This window comes from Candidatus Harpocratesius sp. (assembly GCF_054039255.1).
In genome coordinates, this window is record NZ_JBPLBG010000019.1 from 53,047 (window position 1) to 69,504 (window position 16,458).

Annotated in this window: 13 protein-coding genes; 9 read left to right on the forward strand and 4 right to left on the reverse strand. The window is 31.7% G+C overall.

What is annotated here, in order from left to right:
* Positions 1 to 96 precede the first annotated feature (96 nt).
* Positions 97 to 375: a hypothetical protein gene (locus tag ACXLDF_RS04265; protein ID WP_457557255.1), complete on the reverse strand. Its 279-nt coding sequence runs from the start codon at positions 373 to 375 to the stop codon at positions 97 to 99.
* Positions 376 to 609: 234 nt separating this feature from the next.
* Between ACXLDF_RS04265 and ACXLDF_RS04270 the strand changes: the two genes are divergently transcribed.
* Both ACXLDF_RS04270 and rbr read left to right on the forward strand, forming a co-directional pair.
* A complete protein-coding gene (locus ACXLDF_RS04270) occupies positions 610 to 1,896 on the forward strand; it encodes a hypothetical protein (RefSeq protein WP_457557256.1) in 1,287 nt (428 codons plus the stop codon).
* Positions 1,897 to 2,000: 104 nt separating this feature from the next.
* Positions 2,001 to 2,588 carry a rubrerythrin gene (gene rbr / locus ACXLDF_RS04275; RefSeq protein WP_457557257.1) on the forward strand — a complete coding sequence of 196 codons (588 nt, stop codon included), beginning with the start codon at positions 2,001 to 2,003 and terminating at the stop codon, positions 2,586 to 2,588.
* Positions 2,589 to 2,941: 353 nt separating this feature from the next.
* On the opposite strand, the gene ACXLDF_RS04280 is transcribed toward rbr, so the two are convergent.
* From ACXLDF_RS04280 to ACXLDF_RS04290, 3 genes are all read right to left on the reverse strand, one after another.
* A complete protein-coding gene (locus tag ACXLDF_RS04280) occupies positions 2,942 to 6,991 on the reverse strand; it encodes an STT3 domain-containing protein (protein WP_457557258.1) in 4,050 nt (1,349 codons plus the stop codon).
* A 302-nt stretch (positions 6,992 to 7,293) separates the two neighbouring features.
* Positions 7,294 to 9,912 (reverse strand): GH116 family glycosyl-hydrolase, encoded by a 2,619-nt coding sequence (locus ACXLDF_RS04285; protein WP_457557259.1) that lies wholly within the window; start codon positions 9,910 to 9,912, stop codon positions 7,294 to 7,296.
* A 140-nt stretch (positions 9,913 to 10,052) separates the two neighbouring features.
* Positions 10,053 to 10,508 carry a zinc-ribbon domain-containing protein gene (locus ACXLDF_RS04290; RefSeq protein WP_457557260.1) on the reverse strand — a complete coding sequence of 152 codons (456 nt, stop codon included), beginning with the start codon at positions 10,506 to 10,508 and terminating at the stop codon, positions 10,053 to 10,055.
* A 73-nt stretch (positions 10,509 to 10,581) separates the two neighbouring features.
* Here ACXLDF_RS04290 and ACXLDF_RS04295 point away from each other — a divergent pair, with 73 nt between their 5' ends.
* The 7 genes from ACXLDF_RS04295 (at position 10,582) to ACXLDF_RS04325 (ending at position 16,312) form a co-directional block, all read left to right on the forward strand.
* A complete protein-coding gene (locus ACXLDF_RS04295; RefSeq protein WP_457557261.1) occupies positions 10,582 to 11,406 on the forward strand; it encodes a hypothetical protein in 825 nt (274 codons plus the stop codon).
* A 165-nt stretch (positions 11,407 to 11,571) separates the two neighbouring features.
* Positions 11,572 to 12,552: an FKBP-type peptidyl-prolyl cis-trans isomerase gene (locus ACXLDF_RS04300; protein WP_457557262.1), complete on the forward strand. Its 981-nt coding sequence runs from the start codon at positions 11,572 to 11,574 to the stop codon at positions 12,550 to 12,552.
* A 192-nt stretch (positions 12,553 to 12,744) separates the two neighbouring features.
* Positions 12,745 to 13,833: a reductive dehalogenase gene (locus ACXLDF_RS04305; RefSeq protein WP_457557263.1), complete on the forward strand. Its 1,089-nt coding sequence runs from the start codon at positions 12,745 to 12,747 to the stop codon at positions 13,831 to 13,833.
* 374 nt (positions 13,834 to 14,207) lie between these two features.
* A complete protein-coding gene (locus ACXLDF_RS04310; RefSeq protein WP_457557264.1) occupies positions 14,208 to 14,585 on the forward strand; it encodes a roadblock/LC7 domain-containing protein in 378 nt (125 codons plus the stop codon).
* Between the two features lie 15 nt (positions 14,586 to 14,600).
* On the forward strand, positions 14,601 to 15,071 hold the full coding sequence (locus tag ACXLDF_RS04315) for a hypothetical protein (protein WP_457557265.1): 471 nt from the start codon (positions 14,601 to 14,603) through the stop codon (positions 15,069 to 15,071).
* Between the two features lie 33 nt (positions 15,072 to 15,104).
* Entirely contained in the window at positions 15,105 to 15,557 is a 453-nt protein-coding gene (locus tag ACXLDF_RS04320; protein ID WP_457557266.1) for a hypothetical protein, read from the forward strand.
* Positions 15,554 to 16,312, forward strand: a complete 759-nt coding sequence (locus tag ACXLDF_RS04325) for a hypothetical protein (RefSeq protein ID WP_457557267.1) — start codon at positions 15,554 to 15,556, stop codon at positions 16,310 to 16,312. Before ACXLDF_RS04320 ends, ACXLDF_RS04325 begins: the two co-directional genes overlap by 4 nt.
* Positions 16,313 to 16,458 lie beyond the last annotated feature (146 nt).

The following is a 16,458-nucleotide window of genomic DNA, read 5'->3' on the forward strand; positions in this document are numbered from 1 at the left end:
TAGGTATAAAAAGAACTTAGGTATAAAAAGAACTTTGATATAGAAAGAACTTTAATAAATATTAAATAGAATGATTCAAAATAAAGTAAAATCCATTTATTTATTCAAGAATTTGTGAATTTCTTCAGCTTGCTGCGAAATCCATTTTTTCATTTTTTCACTTTTCAGATAATCATCGATCTGTGCTTGTAATTGGGTATCATCTTCATCTGAAGGATCATTCTCAAGCCCATCTAAAACCGAATTGTAAAGAAAACTCCATAATTGCATCCGAACTTCTTCTTCTACAGAAGATCCTGACTCTAATATCTCGTCCCAAAATACTAACGTAAGATCGAGTTGATCAAGCGGGATGTTATCCAAATCAATTTCCATTAATCTTAATCACTCTCTATTCTTCATTTGGCTTTGAGCTTCTAAAAGCTTTTCGACTATTTTTTGATAAATGGGTTTAAAAGGGATTGATAGGGTTAAAACTTGAGAAAAGAAGAAAGAATTCTTAGGCAATCTTAGATTTAATATAATAGCCGCACTCTTGTTCAATAGTGCATTTATTCTATTTTGATTATTCACTAATAATAAATTATGCTTGTTATCAAAGTGATTATTATGACAATTTATTGGGCGCCTTTTCTTCATGCATATCAACCACCGTGGCAAGAAATAGAAATATTAAAACAAATCTATAACGAATGCTATGATCCGCTACTAAGCATGTTAGAACGACATGAAAATGCAAAAATAACGGTAAATATTCAAGGATGTCTTGTTGATCTATTAAATGGATTAGATTTGAAAAATGTAAGGGAAAGATTATCACATTTGATGCAAATGAAGCGCGTTGATCTCGTAGGTTCAGCGAAATTTCATCCAATTTTACCACTCATTCCTGAGCCAGAAGTTAAACATCAAATTACTTTGAATACAAAGACAATTCAAGCAAGTTTTGATCAAAATTGGCAACCGAAAGGATTCTTCCCACCAGAGATGGCAATTTCTACAAAAGTTATTCGTATGGTGTCCGAACTAGGTTTTAATTGGATAATAATGGATGGAATTGCTCACACTGGACAATGGCCCCAAAATTTTATTCAAACTCAAAATTATTCTCATGACGGCGCGAATACAACAAAGATCTGTACGTTTTTTAGAGATACTTTAATATCCAACATGATCTCATTTAAAAACATCGATGCAAACGGTTTCATTGAACATCTCTTAACCATGTTTCCTGATCATAAAGAACACAATTATTATGTTATTACAGCTCAAGATGCAGAAACCTTTGGACATCATCATAAATATTATGAGACGAGCTTTTTAGGCAAAGTTTTTTCATTAATTGAAGATAGAGATGAAATTGAAATAGTATTTATCTCCGATCTTTGTAAGATATTTCCTCAACGACCCCAAATACCTCAAGCAATTCGACCATCTTCTTGGAGTACAGAACTTTCTGATCTTGCCTCAAATGTTCCTTATCCACTTTGGGCTCATCCGCTTAATCCAGTTCACAAATTTCAGTACAGATTACTAAAAGCACTTTATCAACTTATGGCATTGCTCGACTATCACATGCCCAATTATCAAACACACATAAATTTCATGCATTATTATAAAACAGCGCGCTATTTTTTCGATCAATCCCTGCATTCTTGCTGGCTTTGGTGGGCCAGTATGCGACCAATGTGGTCACCTAATTTAATATACAAAGGTTTAGATTTAGTATGGAAAGCTTCACTAAATGCGCAGTTAGCATTGATTAATGCAAAAATTGGCTCAGGTGACGAATTTTACAGTATAATTATTGACAATGGTGAAAGAATCATGGAAGAAATGATCGAACAAGAATTAGCTGGGCAACGTGTTCGAACTTTTGGAGATGCAACTGTATAAAATAAAAGACATATTAAATAATAACTCTTTGATTAAAGAGATACAATTCCTAATAACCTAATATTTATAACTAAATTGAACATGATACTAAATAGTGAATTAATATGAATCGATTAGTTGAAGCTCTAGCACAAGCCTATGTAGGCGAAAGTCAAGCGAGAATGCGCTATACAGAATATGCAAAAATTGCTAAAAAAGAAGGATACGAACAAATTGGAAATATTTTCCTTGAAACAGCCGATCATGAGAAAACTCATGGCAAGAATTTTTACCGAATGATTCATAAAGTGTTTCAAAAGTTGAATATAAAAGAGGAAATGCTTGAATTAAATAATGTAGCAGTACCTGTTGTTAAAGGTTCACTAAAGGAAAATCTTCGAGCAGCTATTAATGGTGAACATCACGAACATTCTGAACTATATCCAGAAATTGCTAAAATTGCTGAAGAAGAAGGATTTTCCGAACTGGCGGTACAAATTCGAGCAATTGCAAAAGCTGAAGAACATCATGAACAAAGATATCGCAAACTGTTGGAACAAATAGAAAAAGCAAGTATGTTCAAAAAAGATGGAAAGGTTTGGTGGCTCTGCCTTGAATGTGGGTATTGGCATTATGGTGAAGAGCCCCCAGAAATTTGTCCTTCGTGTTTGCATCCAAAAGCCTTTTTCAAAAAGATGGATGAAGATTATTAATATTAAAGTGCGAATAAGTTTATTTTCACACTTTCAAAGGAATTTATTTTTAGATCTTTGAATAAAATCTTTTTTGTAAATATTTATCCTATTTATTTATTTTTTTAATATAATTATTGCAAAAGAAAATCTAAATCCTATCTCAAAATTCTAATTTTTCCAATAAAAACAAAAAGTTAAGCTGTTTACAACTTAATAAAATAAATTCTCACAGCAAAAGGAAAATAACGGAAATTCGAGTAATTAATTTAATAATAATTATCCATCTGAACAAAACATATGTATTTATAAAGTAAATTTTTATAGAAAGAAAAGAAATAAGAAAAAAAGATCAAACAACAGGTATATTAAGCTTAAGCCTTCACAGTTAAGGTGATTGTTGCTTCATAACCAGCCAGTGTTCGGATCTTCAGATAAACTGGTTCATCTTGGGTTAAAGTGATGCCATATATACTAGGATCAATATTTAAATAGAATAATTGAATCGTTGTATCATCTGCAACACCACCAGTTAAAGTCAAACCAGTCATTGGATTATTATCTTCATCACGCAAATCAATTCCACCAACAGCAGTTAAATTCAAATATTGATAATCGTTTGAGTCTCCGGTTAAAGAGAACATAATGCTATCAATATTAACAACCTGCTCGTTTTCAACTTGAATAACCAAATGAATCAAATCATCACCTACAGATGCATAAGTTTCATCAATTTGGTGAGGATAGATTTGACCAGGAGGAACTATTGCAAAAACGGGTTCAATTGTTGGTAGTATTGAATTGATAGTTGATACGCTAAATCCATTAACATCTTCATCGATATTTACCTGAACTGAAAGAGTATTGGTTAAATTAACTGCAAATGTCGAAATTGGAAATTCGATTACTGCAATTTCGTCAGGTAATAAAGATAAACTTCCCTCACGCACCATTGTTTCATTTAAATCAATTGTTTCAGTTCCGTTAATCACAACTTGATCAAGTGTAATTGGATCAAATCCAATGTTCTTTAAGGTTAATCGGACAGTCTCATTAGTAAACGCAAAGCTTTGTGCATCAGTTGAATTAATAATTGCTACTTTAGGAGTGGCACTACGAGGAACAAAGAGAGCGCTATTACGGGTGACTCTTTGTCCATCCACTGTAGCTGTAATTGCAATTAATTTCGGTTCATTTAATTCAACGTTTGAAACTTCGGCTCTAATTTTTCTTGTTTCACCTGGATTAACAAATAACAGTTGATAGTTATCTCCTTCAAGTGGATTTACATATTCACCTTGAGCATTTTGAATGTCATAAATACTAATTGTATCATCAGGTGTGATAATATTCTGCAAAGAGAACATTTTATCTCCTGTATTTGAAATATCCAAATAGAGTGTACCGTTATCTAAAAGATAAGAATTATTATTATAATTAACGTATACATTCTTTGAAAGAGAAGATGAAATTGGTTGATAAGTACTTTGATCAAAACGATACTCAGTTTCTGGTAGATCAGATAAAATCGAAGGATTAAACCCGATTGAATATCCCACATTTGATTGTGAAATGATGCTTTGTACAGAAGGCCCTCGAATAGTATAAATAGACACTGAAGCATCTTGACTGAAATCAGTAGCAATAGGTAAAGTTAATCCCGCCAACACTATTTCTTCTGTTGAATTTGGTACAACCAATAATTTTCGACCAAGAATTGATTCAATTTGAGTTTGATTATATACTTCACCAGCAATGTGAATTTCGTTTATTTCTAATGGAAGTTCACCAGTGTTTTGCAAAGCTAGATGCGTTGAATAATCACTTCCTGTATATTCAAAGTATGATTGGCCTTTGTCGATAGAAATTGCGCCCAACTTGGGTAAAACAACTGTAGTAGAAACACTTGTATTTGAAAATGAATATGTTGAGGTACTTCCAGAAACTTTCATTTCAGCTTCAATATGATATCCATCATTTAATCCAAATTGCTCACGATCAATTTCAGTAGAGTCAAACCATACATAGCGAGTATCACCTGGTGCAAATTCTTCATTGGCATCTTCAACAGTAAAATTAACTGGATAATTATTCACATTATCACTTACAATTAATTGTTGGAGATCTAATGAAGTTGTTCCAGTATTTTCAATAATTGCATACCCTAATCCATTAGTATCTATATAAGTATCTTTAATTTGAAAAGCTGAATCTAAAGCGTCATAATCGACCTTGAATACTTTTACCAATCGATTAATGGAATAATAGGCAGGAGTGAAATACTGTAATTGATAATTTCCATTCACAGTATCATAATTGGTCCATGGGTTCCCATAACTATCAGTTCTTCCAGGTTGTGAATCAGAACCTTCTAAAGCTGAAACTAAATATTGAGCAGTATATGGTGAATTATCAGATAACTGAGAAGATGAGGTGATTTCATCAGCAAACATCAACTTCACAAGGGTAGTATTAAACCAACTTGCGTAATACTTCCCTGAACTACTGTTTACATAATAATCTTCATTAAACACTGTATCTACAGAATCATCTCCACCATACCAATTATCTTTTGGAATATTTGACATACCTTCATAGAATTTGGTGTTATCATTGCAGATACGCAGCATCCAAGGCCATTTACCTTCATCACCACCCAATCCGTTTAATAAATGTCCGAAATAAACTAATACGTAATCAGCTTTTAAGGCCCTAAACACTTCAGCACTGAACTGTTCATTTGTCTGCATAAACGCCATACCTGTGAGCCCAATTCTCGTTTGATTCCACGTTCCGTTATCATTTACTGTAGTTACATTTCCTATAGTAGTAATCCAATAACCATAATCCCACCAAGAGACGACGACAGTACTACTATCTAAATTATATTTCATCCAAGTAAATGTTTCTTCCCAATCATGGAAAGCCCCTGCAGCAACCAATTCAGAATAGCCTAATTGATCAGCAGACATATCGATAGCATGATTTGCTTGAACAAATAATAAAATCCCAATCATGAAATAAACAACAATTCCTTCTGATTTGGCTAAAGTTCGTTTTAATTGACGCTTGCGCCTTCGGGTGATTGTTGGCTGATCCTTCATCAAATTTCCGAAGAATTTTAAAATAGTCGATAAAGCATATCCTCCAATTAATGCCATTGCAGGTGCAAATAATAATATAATCCGAACCATACTTCCTGTAAAATAGAATAAAGTTATAACAAAGATTACCATTAATATATCTTCGATATTTGCACGACGTAATGCAAAGAAAATCCCAGGAATTACCAGTAACACAGGAATTAATGCATTAAAGTAATAAACACTCCAAGGACTGGGAGAATGTTCTCCGACAGAAGCAACTAAATGAATTTCTTCTCTAATACTTGGGTTTATAATTGATTGTAATCTTGCACCAAGATTAAATGGCAACCAACTTGGATCAATCCATAATATAATTACTACAGCTGCAGAAATCGGAATCATTGACCATTTTATTGCCGTAAGGATTTGTTTATAGCGTTCGGTGCCTTTCAATGCATAAAGATAATGATATGCAATTAAAAACACTAAGAATAGTAATGAAACGACATATTCAGTCTCTTGAAATGTTTTATTCCAACTAAAATGCCGATCTAGGGATGACAACAGAAATCCAACACCAACAGTGGTAGTATAAGCCATAAAAACTTTGCTATCATATTTGTCTGTTAAGATTAACACACCTACAATCAAAGGAAGGAGTAAAAAGCCGTAAGATAGACCTCCCCAACTTAGTGCCAAATATCCTAAACTTAATCCTGCAAATAACCCATCTGAAAGTCTGCCGTATTTTGTTGCCCGAATGAAGAATAAGAATTCGAGCAAAATTGCGAATACTCCAATTGTTTCATTATCATAAAATCCAGCCACTGTCCGTTGCATATGTCCTGGAGAAAATGCTAAAAAGAACGCAGCCAACAATCCCGCTCGACGATCCAACACTTCTTTCCCCAAATAATACATAACAACAACTGTTAATCCACCCATCACCGCTGGAAAATAATATACTACTTGGAATACGGTGACGTTAAAGCCTAATGCAATCAAAAATTTATAGATCAATGCGTTTGTGATTAACAATCCTGGACGCAGATTGAACCTGTCGACACCTTCTGGATACCAAAACTTGTAATCATGAAAATGGAACCAGTTAAAAAATCCCATATCTATTAACTTCTTTGTAGAATCGTATTGATACCATGGATCGAACGCTTTAATTAGAAACGTTCCTTGTACAACAGGTGATAATCGGACAATGACAGCCAAGATAAAGATGATCAACAATGAGATATAAAAGAAAGGGGCATCTTTATCGATTTTGACCGATGTTTTAATGCGATCCCCAATATCAGTGAACCATGTTTTTACTTTATTAGCCATATTAAAAACCTTGTAACAATCTAGAAAGGTGTAATAATGTCACGATAAACTAGGGAGAAAAAGGTAAACTCAATAAAAAATATTGTAGTTCATTTGTGCAATAAAAAAAAGAATTAGAAAAAGGATAGTTAAGAATTGAAAATTGCAAATATGAAAAATAATTTATGATACATTAATAAATTCGATTTCTAATTAAAAAAATAATCTAAAGAGTTAAAAAATTATCACTAAATCGTGCTACAAAAATCAAAAAAAAAAAGTTACTTACAATTTGGTTAAAATTAAAAGATTTATTTGAAAGATTAATCTGGAAGGATTCCAACCCAAGATTCCCCTTCTTTTAAAGGAAATGGGTGTGATAAAGGCAATCTTGTATCTTTTCCTTTCACATCTCTATATATAATTGTACGAATTACTTTATCATGGATATTACTCCAAAGAACTGTGATTTTTGCTTCATGGGATAATATATTATAATCAAGCATGAAATACACTTGTGAAAAAAATACAGGAATTCGTAAAGTATCTTCATCTGCATATACTTTAGGTGATAAAATAAGCTTCTCATCAATTCTATCATAAAACATTCCAGAAAGTGCATGTAAAACACCCCAAATCACAGGTCGAGTCATATATGTATATCCACTTCTCCCAAATAAGTTCATATCCCATGGGTATCCTTCATAGAAACCTTTATCAAAAATCATTTTAATAATCTGCATTCCAGCTTCTACTCGGCCTAAGTAAATGGCTTCTAAGGCTTGATAAGAAATAGATTGCCATATATAATTACCCATATATTTCTCACCTTGAAGATGATGATAAATTTGTTCAATTCCTTTAATATTTGCTTCTAAATAGGGAAGAGGCATAGTTGCTTGATTTTTATAATAATTATACTTATGAGAATCTACCAGAGTTTTACTTTGCAGTTGGCTCATTTTAAGACTTTTTTCAAATTCAAGAATTGGTTTTAAACCAGAATAGCGAGAAAACCAATCACCCGCCAAAGCGCCTGTAAAAATAGTATCTTTTTCAAATGATGTTTGGAAATATCCTTTTTCATTCCATAAATCATATTCAATTTTTGTCAAAACTTTCGAATATAAATTATAAATTTCTTTTGCAGTTTCTTGATAAATAATTAAATTTTCTGTATCATTTTTTTGCATCTTTAAAACAAGTTGATGAAGCATTTGAAGTGTACTTAAATACAATGTAGCACTATAAATGAATCCTCGACCAAATTCCATTACATCATAGGTAGTAATTCCCTCTGGAATACTATCAATTGAAACATGTTTAAGATATTTCCACATGATCAAAAAATTATCCCAATGTTTTTTTAAAAAGTCTATTTTTCCTTCATTTATTATCCATCGCCCCATCTGTAAAATTTGGCTCATGGTCAAATCTACCCATTCTCTTTTCCCCTTATTAATCATTTTAATAGGACGACCATAAGGGACCTCAGCGGTACCTAAAGCGATATCACAATTACCATTTCCGTGTGGCACTTTTCCATTTTCGGATAAATTCAAGAAAGTTAATAATTCAGATTCATTTAAACTTGGAAAGAATATTGAAAGAAATATATGACTTGAAAGTCGTTGATCATTAGTACCTGTTAATCCACCAAATGGCCAATCCCAAGGTACGCCTTCAATGGTGTAATATTTCGCTTCTTTTGTGAAAACTGAATTTGTGACCATCACATCCATCGAATTCAGTAGATAATTCTGCAACCATGCAGGTAAATTTGAATCGGTTAAAATATATTCAAGAGCTAATGATTCAGTATAAAGCACATCATGGTTATCAACAATATATTTAGCGATTTCATCTATTGTTTGAAAATGGTTTAAATAGAAATGCCCATAGTCAATACCCCAGTGCTGATTAATTAATTTGCGAATACGCTGCTTCTTTTCAATTACATGTTGAGGTAACCACCATACAACATAAAAATCAATCAAAATATTTGATTCAGGTTCTACCATGAATTTTACAGCAAATGCACCACTTTGCCCTTTTAGATCTGCTTGTTCATCTAGTGTCCCATCAACAGAAAATTGCTCGAGAATAGAAGCACTATCGGCAGACTCATCCCATTGTAGACATTTGGTGATGTAAAGCTGAGATTGAGTTCGAATATCTGGTGTATGACAGAATACATAATAATCTCCAATAACGCGGCACATTGGATCAATTTTTGAAGGTTTTAAGGTCGTTCCAAATTTTAACCCTGAACCAAATTCTTTTTCTAACGTTTGAATGTAATTTTCATTCGTTCTATTGTATTTTACGGGCCCATCAAAAGGAACAAGGATCTTTGATCCTCCGCTTCCACCAATTCCCAGTATATTTTGAAAACTAAATAGTAAAGAAGTAAATATAGGATTATATGTTGGATTGGATATTTTAAATCGAAAAATCGATACAGGTAAAGATGAATCTTTGGGATTATGAGGAATAAAAGGTGTAAATCCATTTAGTTCAATTTTTAAAGGAATACGAGCATCTCCATATAATATCTGAAAACGGGGAAATTTTCCTTCAAAAAGAACATTTTCGATTGGATCTATATTCTTATATTCAGTATTTAATAAAGAATTCTCATAGGATCGTCTTAAAATCCGTGTCGCCATAGTTTCATCTTGTTTCATCCAAAGTGCGAAAAATGTTCCTTTAGTCTCTTTAATTGGTTGAAACCAATTATGATTTGTTTGCCAATTTCCAAATCCACCATCAGTAAAAATCCGAAATCCCCCTGTTCCAATCCCTCCTAAAGGGAATCCTTTGGAAGTTCTATAATTTGCATAACGGTTTGTATCTGGGTCATAATTAGCACGTAAGTGGGGATATTTCGGATTATACGCACTATTAACTTGGTTTTCAACACTGTCCGAATGCGATTTCATTGCGCTTAATACATTATTCTTTTCGATTATTATAAGCTTTTTTTATTTTGCAATGCAAAAATATTCATATGACTTTATTGAATTTTCTAATATAAAAAGGAAGAAAAAAAACTTATTCGCACTAATTTACACAAGAGATATTATGGATCGAACATATTAGATCCACAATTAGAACAAAACCGGGCATCAATTGGGTTCAAAGAACCGCACATGCTACAAGTCTTCTGTTTTGGAATACCAGAGCTTGGACGATAAGTTGAATCTGAAGAATTCCCTGTAAAATTATCCGCAGACCCATCAGGCCGACCATAAAAATTGTTTGAATCCGATTGCCTGTATCCCGGATAGGAAGACGATGAAAAGCCAGGTTCACCTTCAATTGGAGCCAATGGGGGATGACTTGAGCGAACGATTAAGTATACTATCCCTCCAATACACCAACCACAGCAACAAGTCAAGATTACATAGCCAGTTGGTTCTATTCCTCTGGTTCTTGCATCCTTTGCGATAGTGTATGCAACAATAATTGATATTATAATACTGATAATTACTCCTGAAGAACTTATTGAATCTTCATATCCATATTGAAAGAGCATAATAGTAATATTAATTTTATATTTATAAATTTATAATGTAACTTAAAAGTGAGAAGAATTTACCTTATATAGAATGGGTAAAGATGAGAATCCATCAAAAATAAAAATTTTAGAAAATATTACTGTAAAATCCTCTCAATTAAAACCTGCAAGAGGGAGCAGTCAATCAAACATTATTAATAAAACAAGTATCATCAATCAATCAATTATTATTAAACAATCAGATATTAATGAACAATTAAATATCAATAAACAATCAAAGAATAAAAAAAACATAAAGTATTCCAAAAATCTAAGAATATACGCGTATTTACAAGAAAATTGGATTTCACTTTTCTCACATCATCCTCCATGTTCTCATTTTCAAGATCATACATTCAGAATAGGTAAATATCATTTTTGTATTGGTTGTTATATAGGATATCCTGCAGGATTTCTTGGGGTTTTGTTAGGGTATTTAATCCTTCTGCAAAATTGGATGCCAAATATTGTTTTATTATTTTTTGGATTAATAGGTTTTGTTTTAGGATATATTCCAAGTTTTTTTCATTGGATTCATAAAAAACTGTTAAAAATGTCGCAAAAATTAATTATGGGCATATCTGGAGGTATTTTACTGTTTTCTATTTACAAAATTCTTCCAGTTTCTCCTTTTTTTAAGTTTCTAAATACTTTTTTCGCTTTTAATATTATAATGGCCCCAGTTTTTTTAAAGCATTACTTTAGTATGCGTAATATTTGTGATGCTTGTCCAGACAAGTTGGAACCGAAAAAATGTCCTGTTAAATTTTGTTTAGCTAAGCGTCCTTCTTCTTTTTCCCATTCTACAGCCATTTCCCCCCCATCTCATGATTCTCATCGTTCAAATGCTTCAGATTCATCAGATTCATTATATTAGAAATTTATAATCACTTTTTTACCATTTCTAAATTAAAAAAATAAAGAAAATAAATGAGATACAATTTAATAAAAAAATAAAAATTCAATGTTTCACTAATAAATTTAAGCTCATACTAGAGTAAAGTTCTACTTATAGGAGTAGGACTCATTTGGTGTAAAGCATATGGTTGATGAAGAAACTAAGGTAGTTGATGTGGATACCGAAACTGATGAAGAAAAAGAGAAAAAAGCAGCTTTGGAAGCCCGTAAAAAAGAATTAGCGAAACAAACAGTTCAAAAGGGAGATATGGTATACGTTGATATATTAGGTAGAACCATTGAAGAAGATGAAAAACGAAATATGGTTTTTCAAGCGAGTAATCCAGAAGATGCAAAATTATTACCTAATTATGATCCTCAAAAAGCTGATCAATATACTAATGAATTAGCAATAATTGGCGAAAAAGGATTTCTACTAGATAAAATCGATGAGGCAATTGTTGAAGGAATAAAATTCTTTGAAGAAAAAGTTATTCAACTTGAGCCTGAAGAAGCATTTGGTGTGAGAGAAGGAAAAAAGATAGAAAAAGTCAATCAAAAACAATTTATCAAAGATATGAACGGCGAAAAACCTTACCCAGGTGCCATCTACCGTGATAAAAAGGGACGTTCTGGAACAGTTCTTCGAGCAAATCAAGGTAGATTAATTGTCGATTTTAATCATCCTTTAGCGGGAAAAAAGATTGAATATCGCATTAAAGTGACAGAAAAAATTGAAGGATTTGAGAACAAAATAAAAGCTCTTTTAGTACGTCGATTGGGTGGTATGGAATCACTTAAAGATGAGTTTAAACTCAATCTTGATGAAGATTCAAAAACATTAGAGATCGAAATCCCTCAAATGCTTATGTTCCAATTAGCTCAACAACAAGGCGGGATTTATTTTAAGATGGGTGTTGCGATGGATATTCATGAATACTTTAAAAATATTGATACAGTAAAGTTCAGCGATGTATTTCCACGAACTCCAGCACCAACATCATCATCTGAAGAGCATAATCATTCTCATGAACACAATCACGACCATCACATTCATGAAAATGATCAAAAAAATAAGAATAATCATGAAGACGAGATTGATAAAGAAAAACCTGAAGAAGATTAACTTGCAAAATAAAATTAGGTAAAAAATACTCAAAATCACGTGAAAAAAAACTTTGCTTCTTCATTATTCTTTTTTCCCTTATTTTTCATTCATTTCTTTTCTAATCGCGCATCATCTTGCTTATTCAGAAAATATAAGGATTACTTGGATATGCGAAAGAAAATTTTTTTATAATGATAAATAATCCAAATAATGGCTCAAAGTTGCGCAGATTTATATGAATTAAATCCATCAAAATATCAAAGATTTCCAGAAGAAAATAACTGTTTTATGCGAGCATTATATGATTTGGAATTTCCTTCATTTGGATTGGATTTAGTTTCAAATATGACAAAATTAGTTGATTCAGGAGAACCAGGTTATTCACGATTAGATCTTGCACTTTATGCCGCTAGTTGGACAATAGATCAACATATGCCTTTTGCATCCAAATGGAATCCGAAACCTTCAAATATAGATTATATTCCAAAAGAAATCGTTCTTCGGCCTCCAGACCCAATTCCTCCTGCAGAATTGACAAAATATATAAAACGGGCTGCGAAATTTTTTGGGGCTTGTGATGTGGGAATTACTAAGATAGATTATAATTGGATATTAAAAAATACAGCCAAAGTTGCAGGAACTACTCATATAGATGGGAAACAAATTGCAAATATAAAAAAGAAATCAATTGAATTACCTTCTGATGTTAAAAATGCAATAATAATTGCAATTGAGATGGATCCTTCAGGAATTCAATGTGCGCCCAAATTCTTAGAAACGGCCTCAGTCGGCTGGGGATATTCACAAATGACCGCTATCAGCGTAACCATAGCTCAATTCATACGTAATCTTGGTTATTTTGCAATTCCTTCTACAAATGATACAGGATTATCCATACCACTAGCAATTGATGCAGGATTAGGAGCTCAAGGAAGAAATGGTTTACTAATTACTAAGAAATGGGGGCCACGTGTCCGTTTGTGCAAAGTTTTTACGAATATGCCATTAATTTATGATTCTCCAGATGTTGATTTTTTAAAAAAAATTAATGCATACTGCAAAGGATGTAGACGGTGTGCTGAAGCATGTGAAGCTGAAGCAATTTCATTCGATGATGAACCCTCAACTCAACCAAAATGCACATCAAACAATCCGGGTGTAAGAAAGTGGTATGTGAATACTAATGCTTGTTATGGAATTTGGGTTAAACATTCAACTGATTGTGGTAATTGTATTCAAGTATGCCCTTTTTCAAAAACCCCAGAGAAAATTACTTCTGAAGATTTCTGGAATCTTTAATTTATTAGCTGAGATTAATTTTTTAAATTTGATCAATAATAATACGATTTTTTAATTCTTTTTATTATATCCATTTTTGTGTACACATTGACAATAATATATACTCGATTCAAAATCCATCAAAAATGAATACTTAAGATAGGTATAATAAAAGGTATCCATAATATTTTTAAGTACATCACTGTATAAATTTTATATAAATCAATTTTCAACATTCAGATTGATATAGGAAACAAAATTTAAATTAACAGAAAAAAATTGGTATAACAGGAACAATTACCAAAATATTCAAGAGAATTTTGCTTCCCTGTTAAAATTTACACAAATTTCATGATTAATAATCCATCATAGAATAATATAAAGAGGGAAGAATTTTGAGTCGGTTAGAAGAAGCAAAAAAAATTTTAGAAGAGCTGCATAATCGAGCCCCAGATCTAGAAGAATTAGCTTTAGTTAGAACAAATGGTTTGATTATAATATCATTACGAAAATCAATAAACAAAGATAAAAAATCAGAGCGACTAATTGGGGCAATGGCATCAGCTTTATTTAGCATATCAAAACGTGCAGCTGGAGAGTTGTTAAAAGGAAATTTCCAATCCATTAACGTTGAAATCGACAAAGGTAATATCTTTCTTATTTTTACAGGGAAAGTTATTTTGATCACACTAACTAAGCCAGAACCCAACTTAGGACTAATAAGTTTAGAATTAGAAGATGCAGCAAATAAATTAAATAAGTTATTTTCATGATATAGGTGAATTACATTGAGCAAAAAGAATAATCGATTAAACCAATTAAAGTTCATCAGTAATATTTTTCAAATGAGTTTAAAGGAGATAAAAGATACATTAGGCTTTGAAACTTTAACAATGATTTTTCGTCGTGTAGGGGAAGCCGCAGCAGATTTAATGGTTCCAAAAATGAAAGGAAGATATTCAACAATGGAAGAATTCGCAGATTTATTAATCACACATGTCGTTGAGCCTATTTTGGGACCAAATCAAGGGAAAATTCAAATCAACGGAAAAAAAATAGAGATTCAATTAGAAGCATGTCCATATAAAAAAGCAGGACATTTTCCGATCCAAGATATGGATTTTTTCTGCCATTACACAGAAGGTCTATTCGATCAAGCATTTAAACTGGCTTTTCCAGATATCAATTTTGAAATGGAAGCTAAAGAACTAATTGCGAATGGATGTGATCACTGCATTTTTGAATCAGAATTTGATTAAAATATCTTTTTTTATAATTTAGAGGCTATATTCATGGGAATTCTTTCAAGGTTATTTCCAAAACAGGAACAAGAAGCGCTAAGATGCTTAGAACAGCAATTTGAAGATACGTTACATCGTTCTAAATCAAAATTTATTAGTTTAGTTGGTATTAAAGGTAAAATTAAAGGACTCGATATAATATATGTAAATGATTCAAAATTTGATTTTGATAAAAAAGAAATGCAAAGAATAAATGGTAGATTAGTAGAATTATATTTTCGATATCAAAATTTGGCTTTTCCTCGTAAAGATGATTCCCCTCATTTACAGACGATTATTTATTACTTTAGTGATACAGATCAAATATGCATATTTTTGATAGAAGGAAATGATAAATTTATAGTAACTGCACAAACGGCAAATCCTTCCAAAATTTTAAAAGATCTTATGAAAATTCGCATAGAATTATTCAGATTACGTCTAGAACGGGAGGGAGATAATTGAAAAATTATTGTTTATACATCGTTCAAATTTCAGGTGTTCCTATTTATTATCAAAATTTTTCTGAAGAATTTCGAGACTCAGAATATCCTTTAGTTACTTCCTTTTTTGGAGCAATAATGCAATTTTCGCAGCAAGTGATTAAAGAACAATTGAATATTATTGAAATTGGGAAATATCGAGTTTTTTTTAGATATCAACAGGACTTAATTTTTATAATTATCACTCAAAATACATCTTCTATTTTATTGATAAATGAACGCTTAGACCGAATTGTATTAACACTTTATAATTGTATCAATGTTGAAAAAGTAATAGAATCAAAGCAAATGGTTGAAAATCCAAAATTATCGGAGAAGTTTTATAAAATTATGCATCTGCAAGATGACTATTCCGATTTAAAAACAGAAGTTATAAAAAACCTTATCGAAGAAGAAATTTCTTCAGGTGATATTGAAGCAGGTGCACTTTTATCATTGAAAGGTGAAATATACTATTCTTCATTACCATTAGAAGAATTACATATTGCATTACGAGAAATTGAAATCAGGACAAAAGTTGGAACTGACAATAATATAAAAGGAGAGAAATTTATCCGACAAAATGAGAAGAATGCAATCTTTTCGCGTATAATATACATTCCAGCCTTCTCAAGTCCAGTTTATATTGTTTTGCTTTTTGATAATCGAGTAAATCTCGGAATGGCTGACTTTTTATTGGAAGAAATATGCCAAAAATTAGAAAAAATCGAAATCTAACATAAAAATATATTATATTTCTTAAGTTTACAAGTTAATTAATTTTTTTAATCTTTATATTGCATTTCATTTGAAAATTACTCCGACATAATTTATTTTATTTGTAAAATCAAATTATCTCCTAAAATAGCCCTGTTTTTCAATAG

What these genes read in the sequence shown, in the direction of transcription:
- ACXLDF_RS04270 (WP_457557256.1), top strand. Translation starts at nt 610, where the DNA reads ATGACAATTTATTGGGCGCCTTTTCTTCATGCATATCAACCACCGTGG.
- ACXLDF_RS04305 (WP_457557263.1), top strand. Translation starts at nt 12,745, where the DNA reads ATGGCTCAAAGTTGCGCAGATTTATATGAATTAAATCCATCAAAATAT.
- ACXLDF_RS04265 (WP_457557255.1), bottom strand. Translation starts at nt 375, where the DNA reads ATGGAAATTGATTTGGATAACATCCCGCTTGATCAACTCGATCTTACG.
- ACXLDF_RS04290 (WP_457557260.1), bottom strand. Translation starts at nt 10,508, where the DNA reads ATGCTCTTTCAATATGGATATGAAGATTCAATAAGTTCTTCAGGAGTA.
- rbr (WP_457557257.1), top strand. Translation starts at nt 2,001, where the DNA reads ATGAATCGATTAGTTGAAGCTCTAGCACAAGCCTATGTAGGCGAAAGT.
- ACXLDF_RS04295 (WP_457557261.1), top strand. Translation starts at nt 10,582, where the DNA reads ATGGGTAAAGATGAGAATCCATCAAAAATAAAAATTTTAGAAAATATT.
- ACXLDF_RS04320 (WP_457557266.1), top strand. Translation starts at nt 15,105, where the DNA reads ATGGGAATTCTTTCAAGGTTATTTCCAAAACAGGAACAAGAAGCGCTA.
- ACXLDF_RS04300 (WP_457557262.1), top strand. Translation starts at nt 11,572, where the DNA reads ATGGTTGATGAAGAAACTAAGGTAGTTGATGTGGATACCGAAACTGAT.
- ACXLDF_RS04280 (WP_457557258.1), bottom strand. Translation starts at nt 6,991, where the DNA reads ATGGCTAATAAAGTAAAAACATGGTTCACTGATATTGGGGATCGCATT.
- ACXLDF_RS04285 (WP_457557259.1), bottom strand. Translation starts at nt 9,912, where the DNA reads ATGAAATCGCATTCGGACAGTGTTGAAAACCAAGTTAATAGTGCGTAT.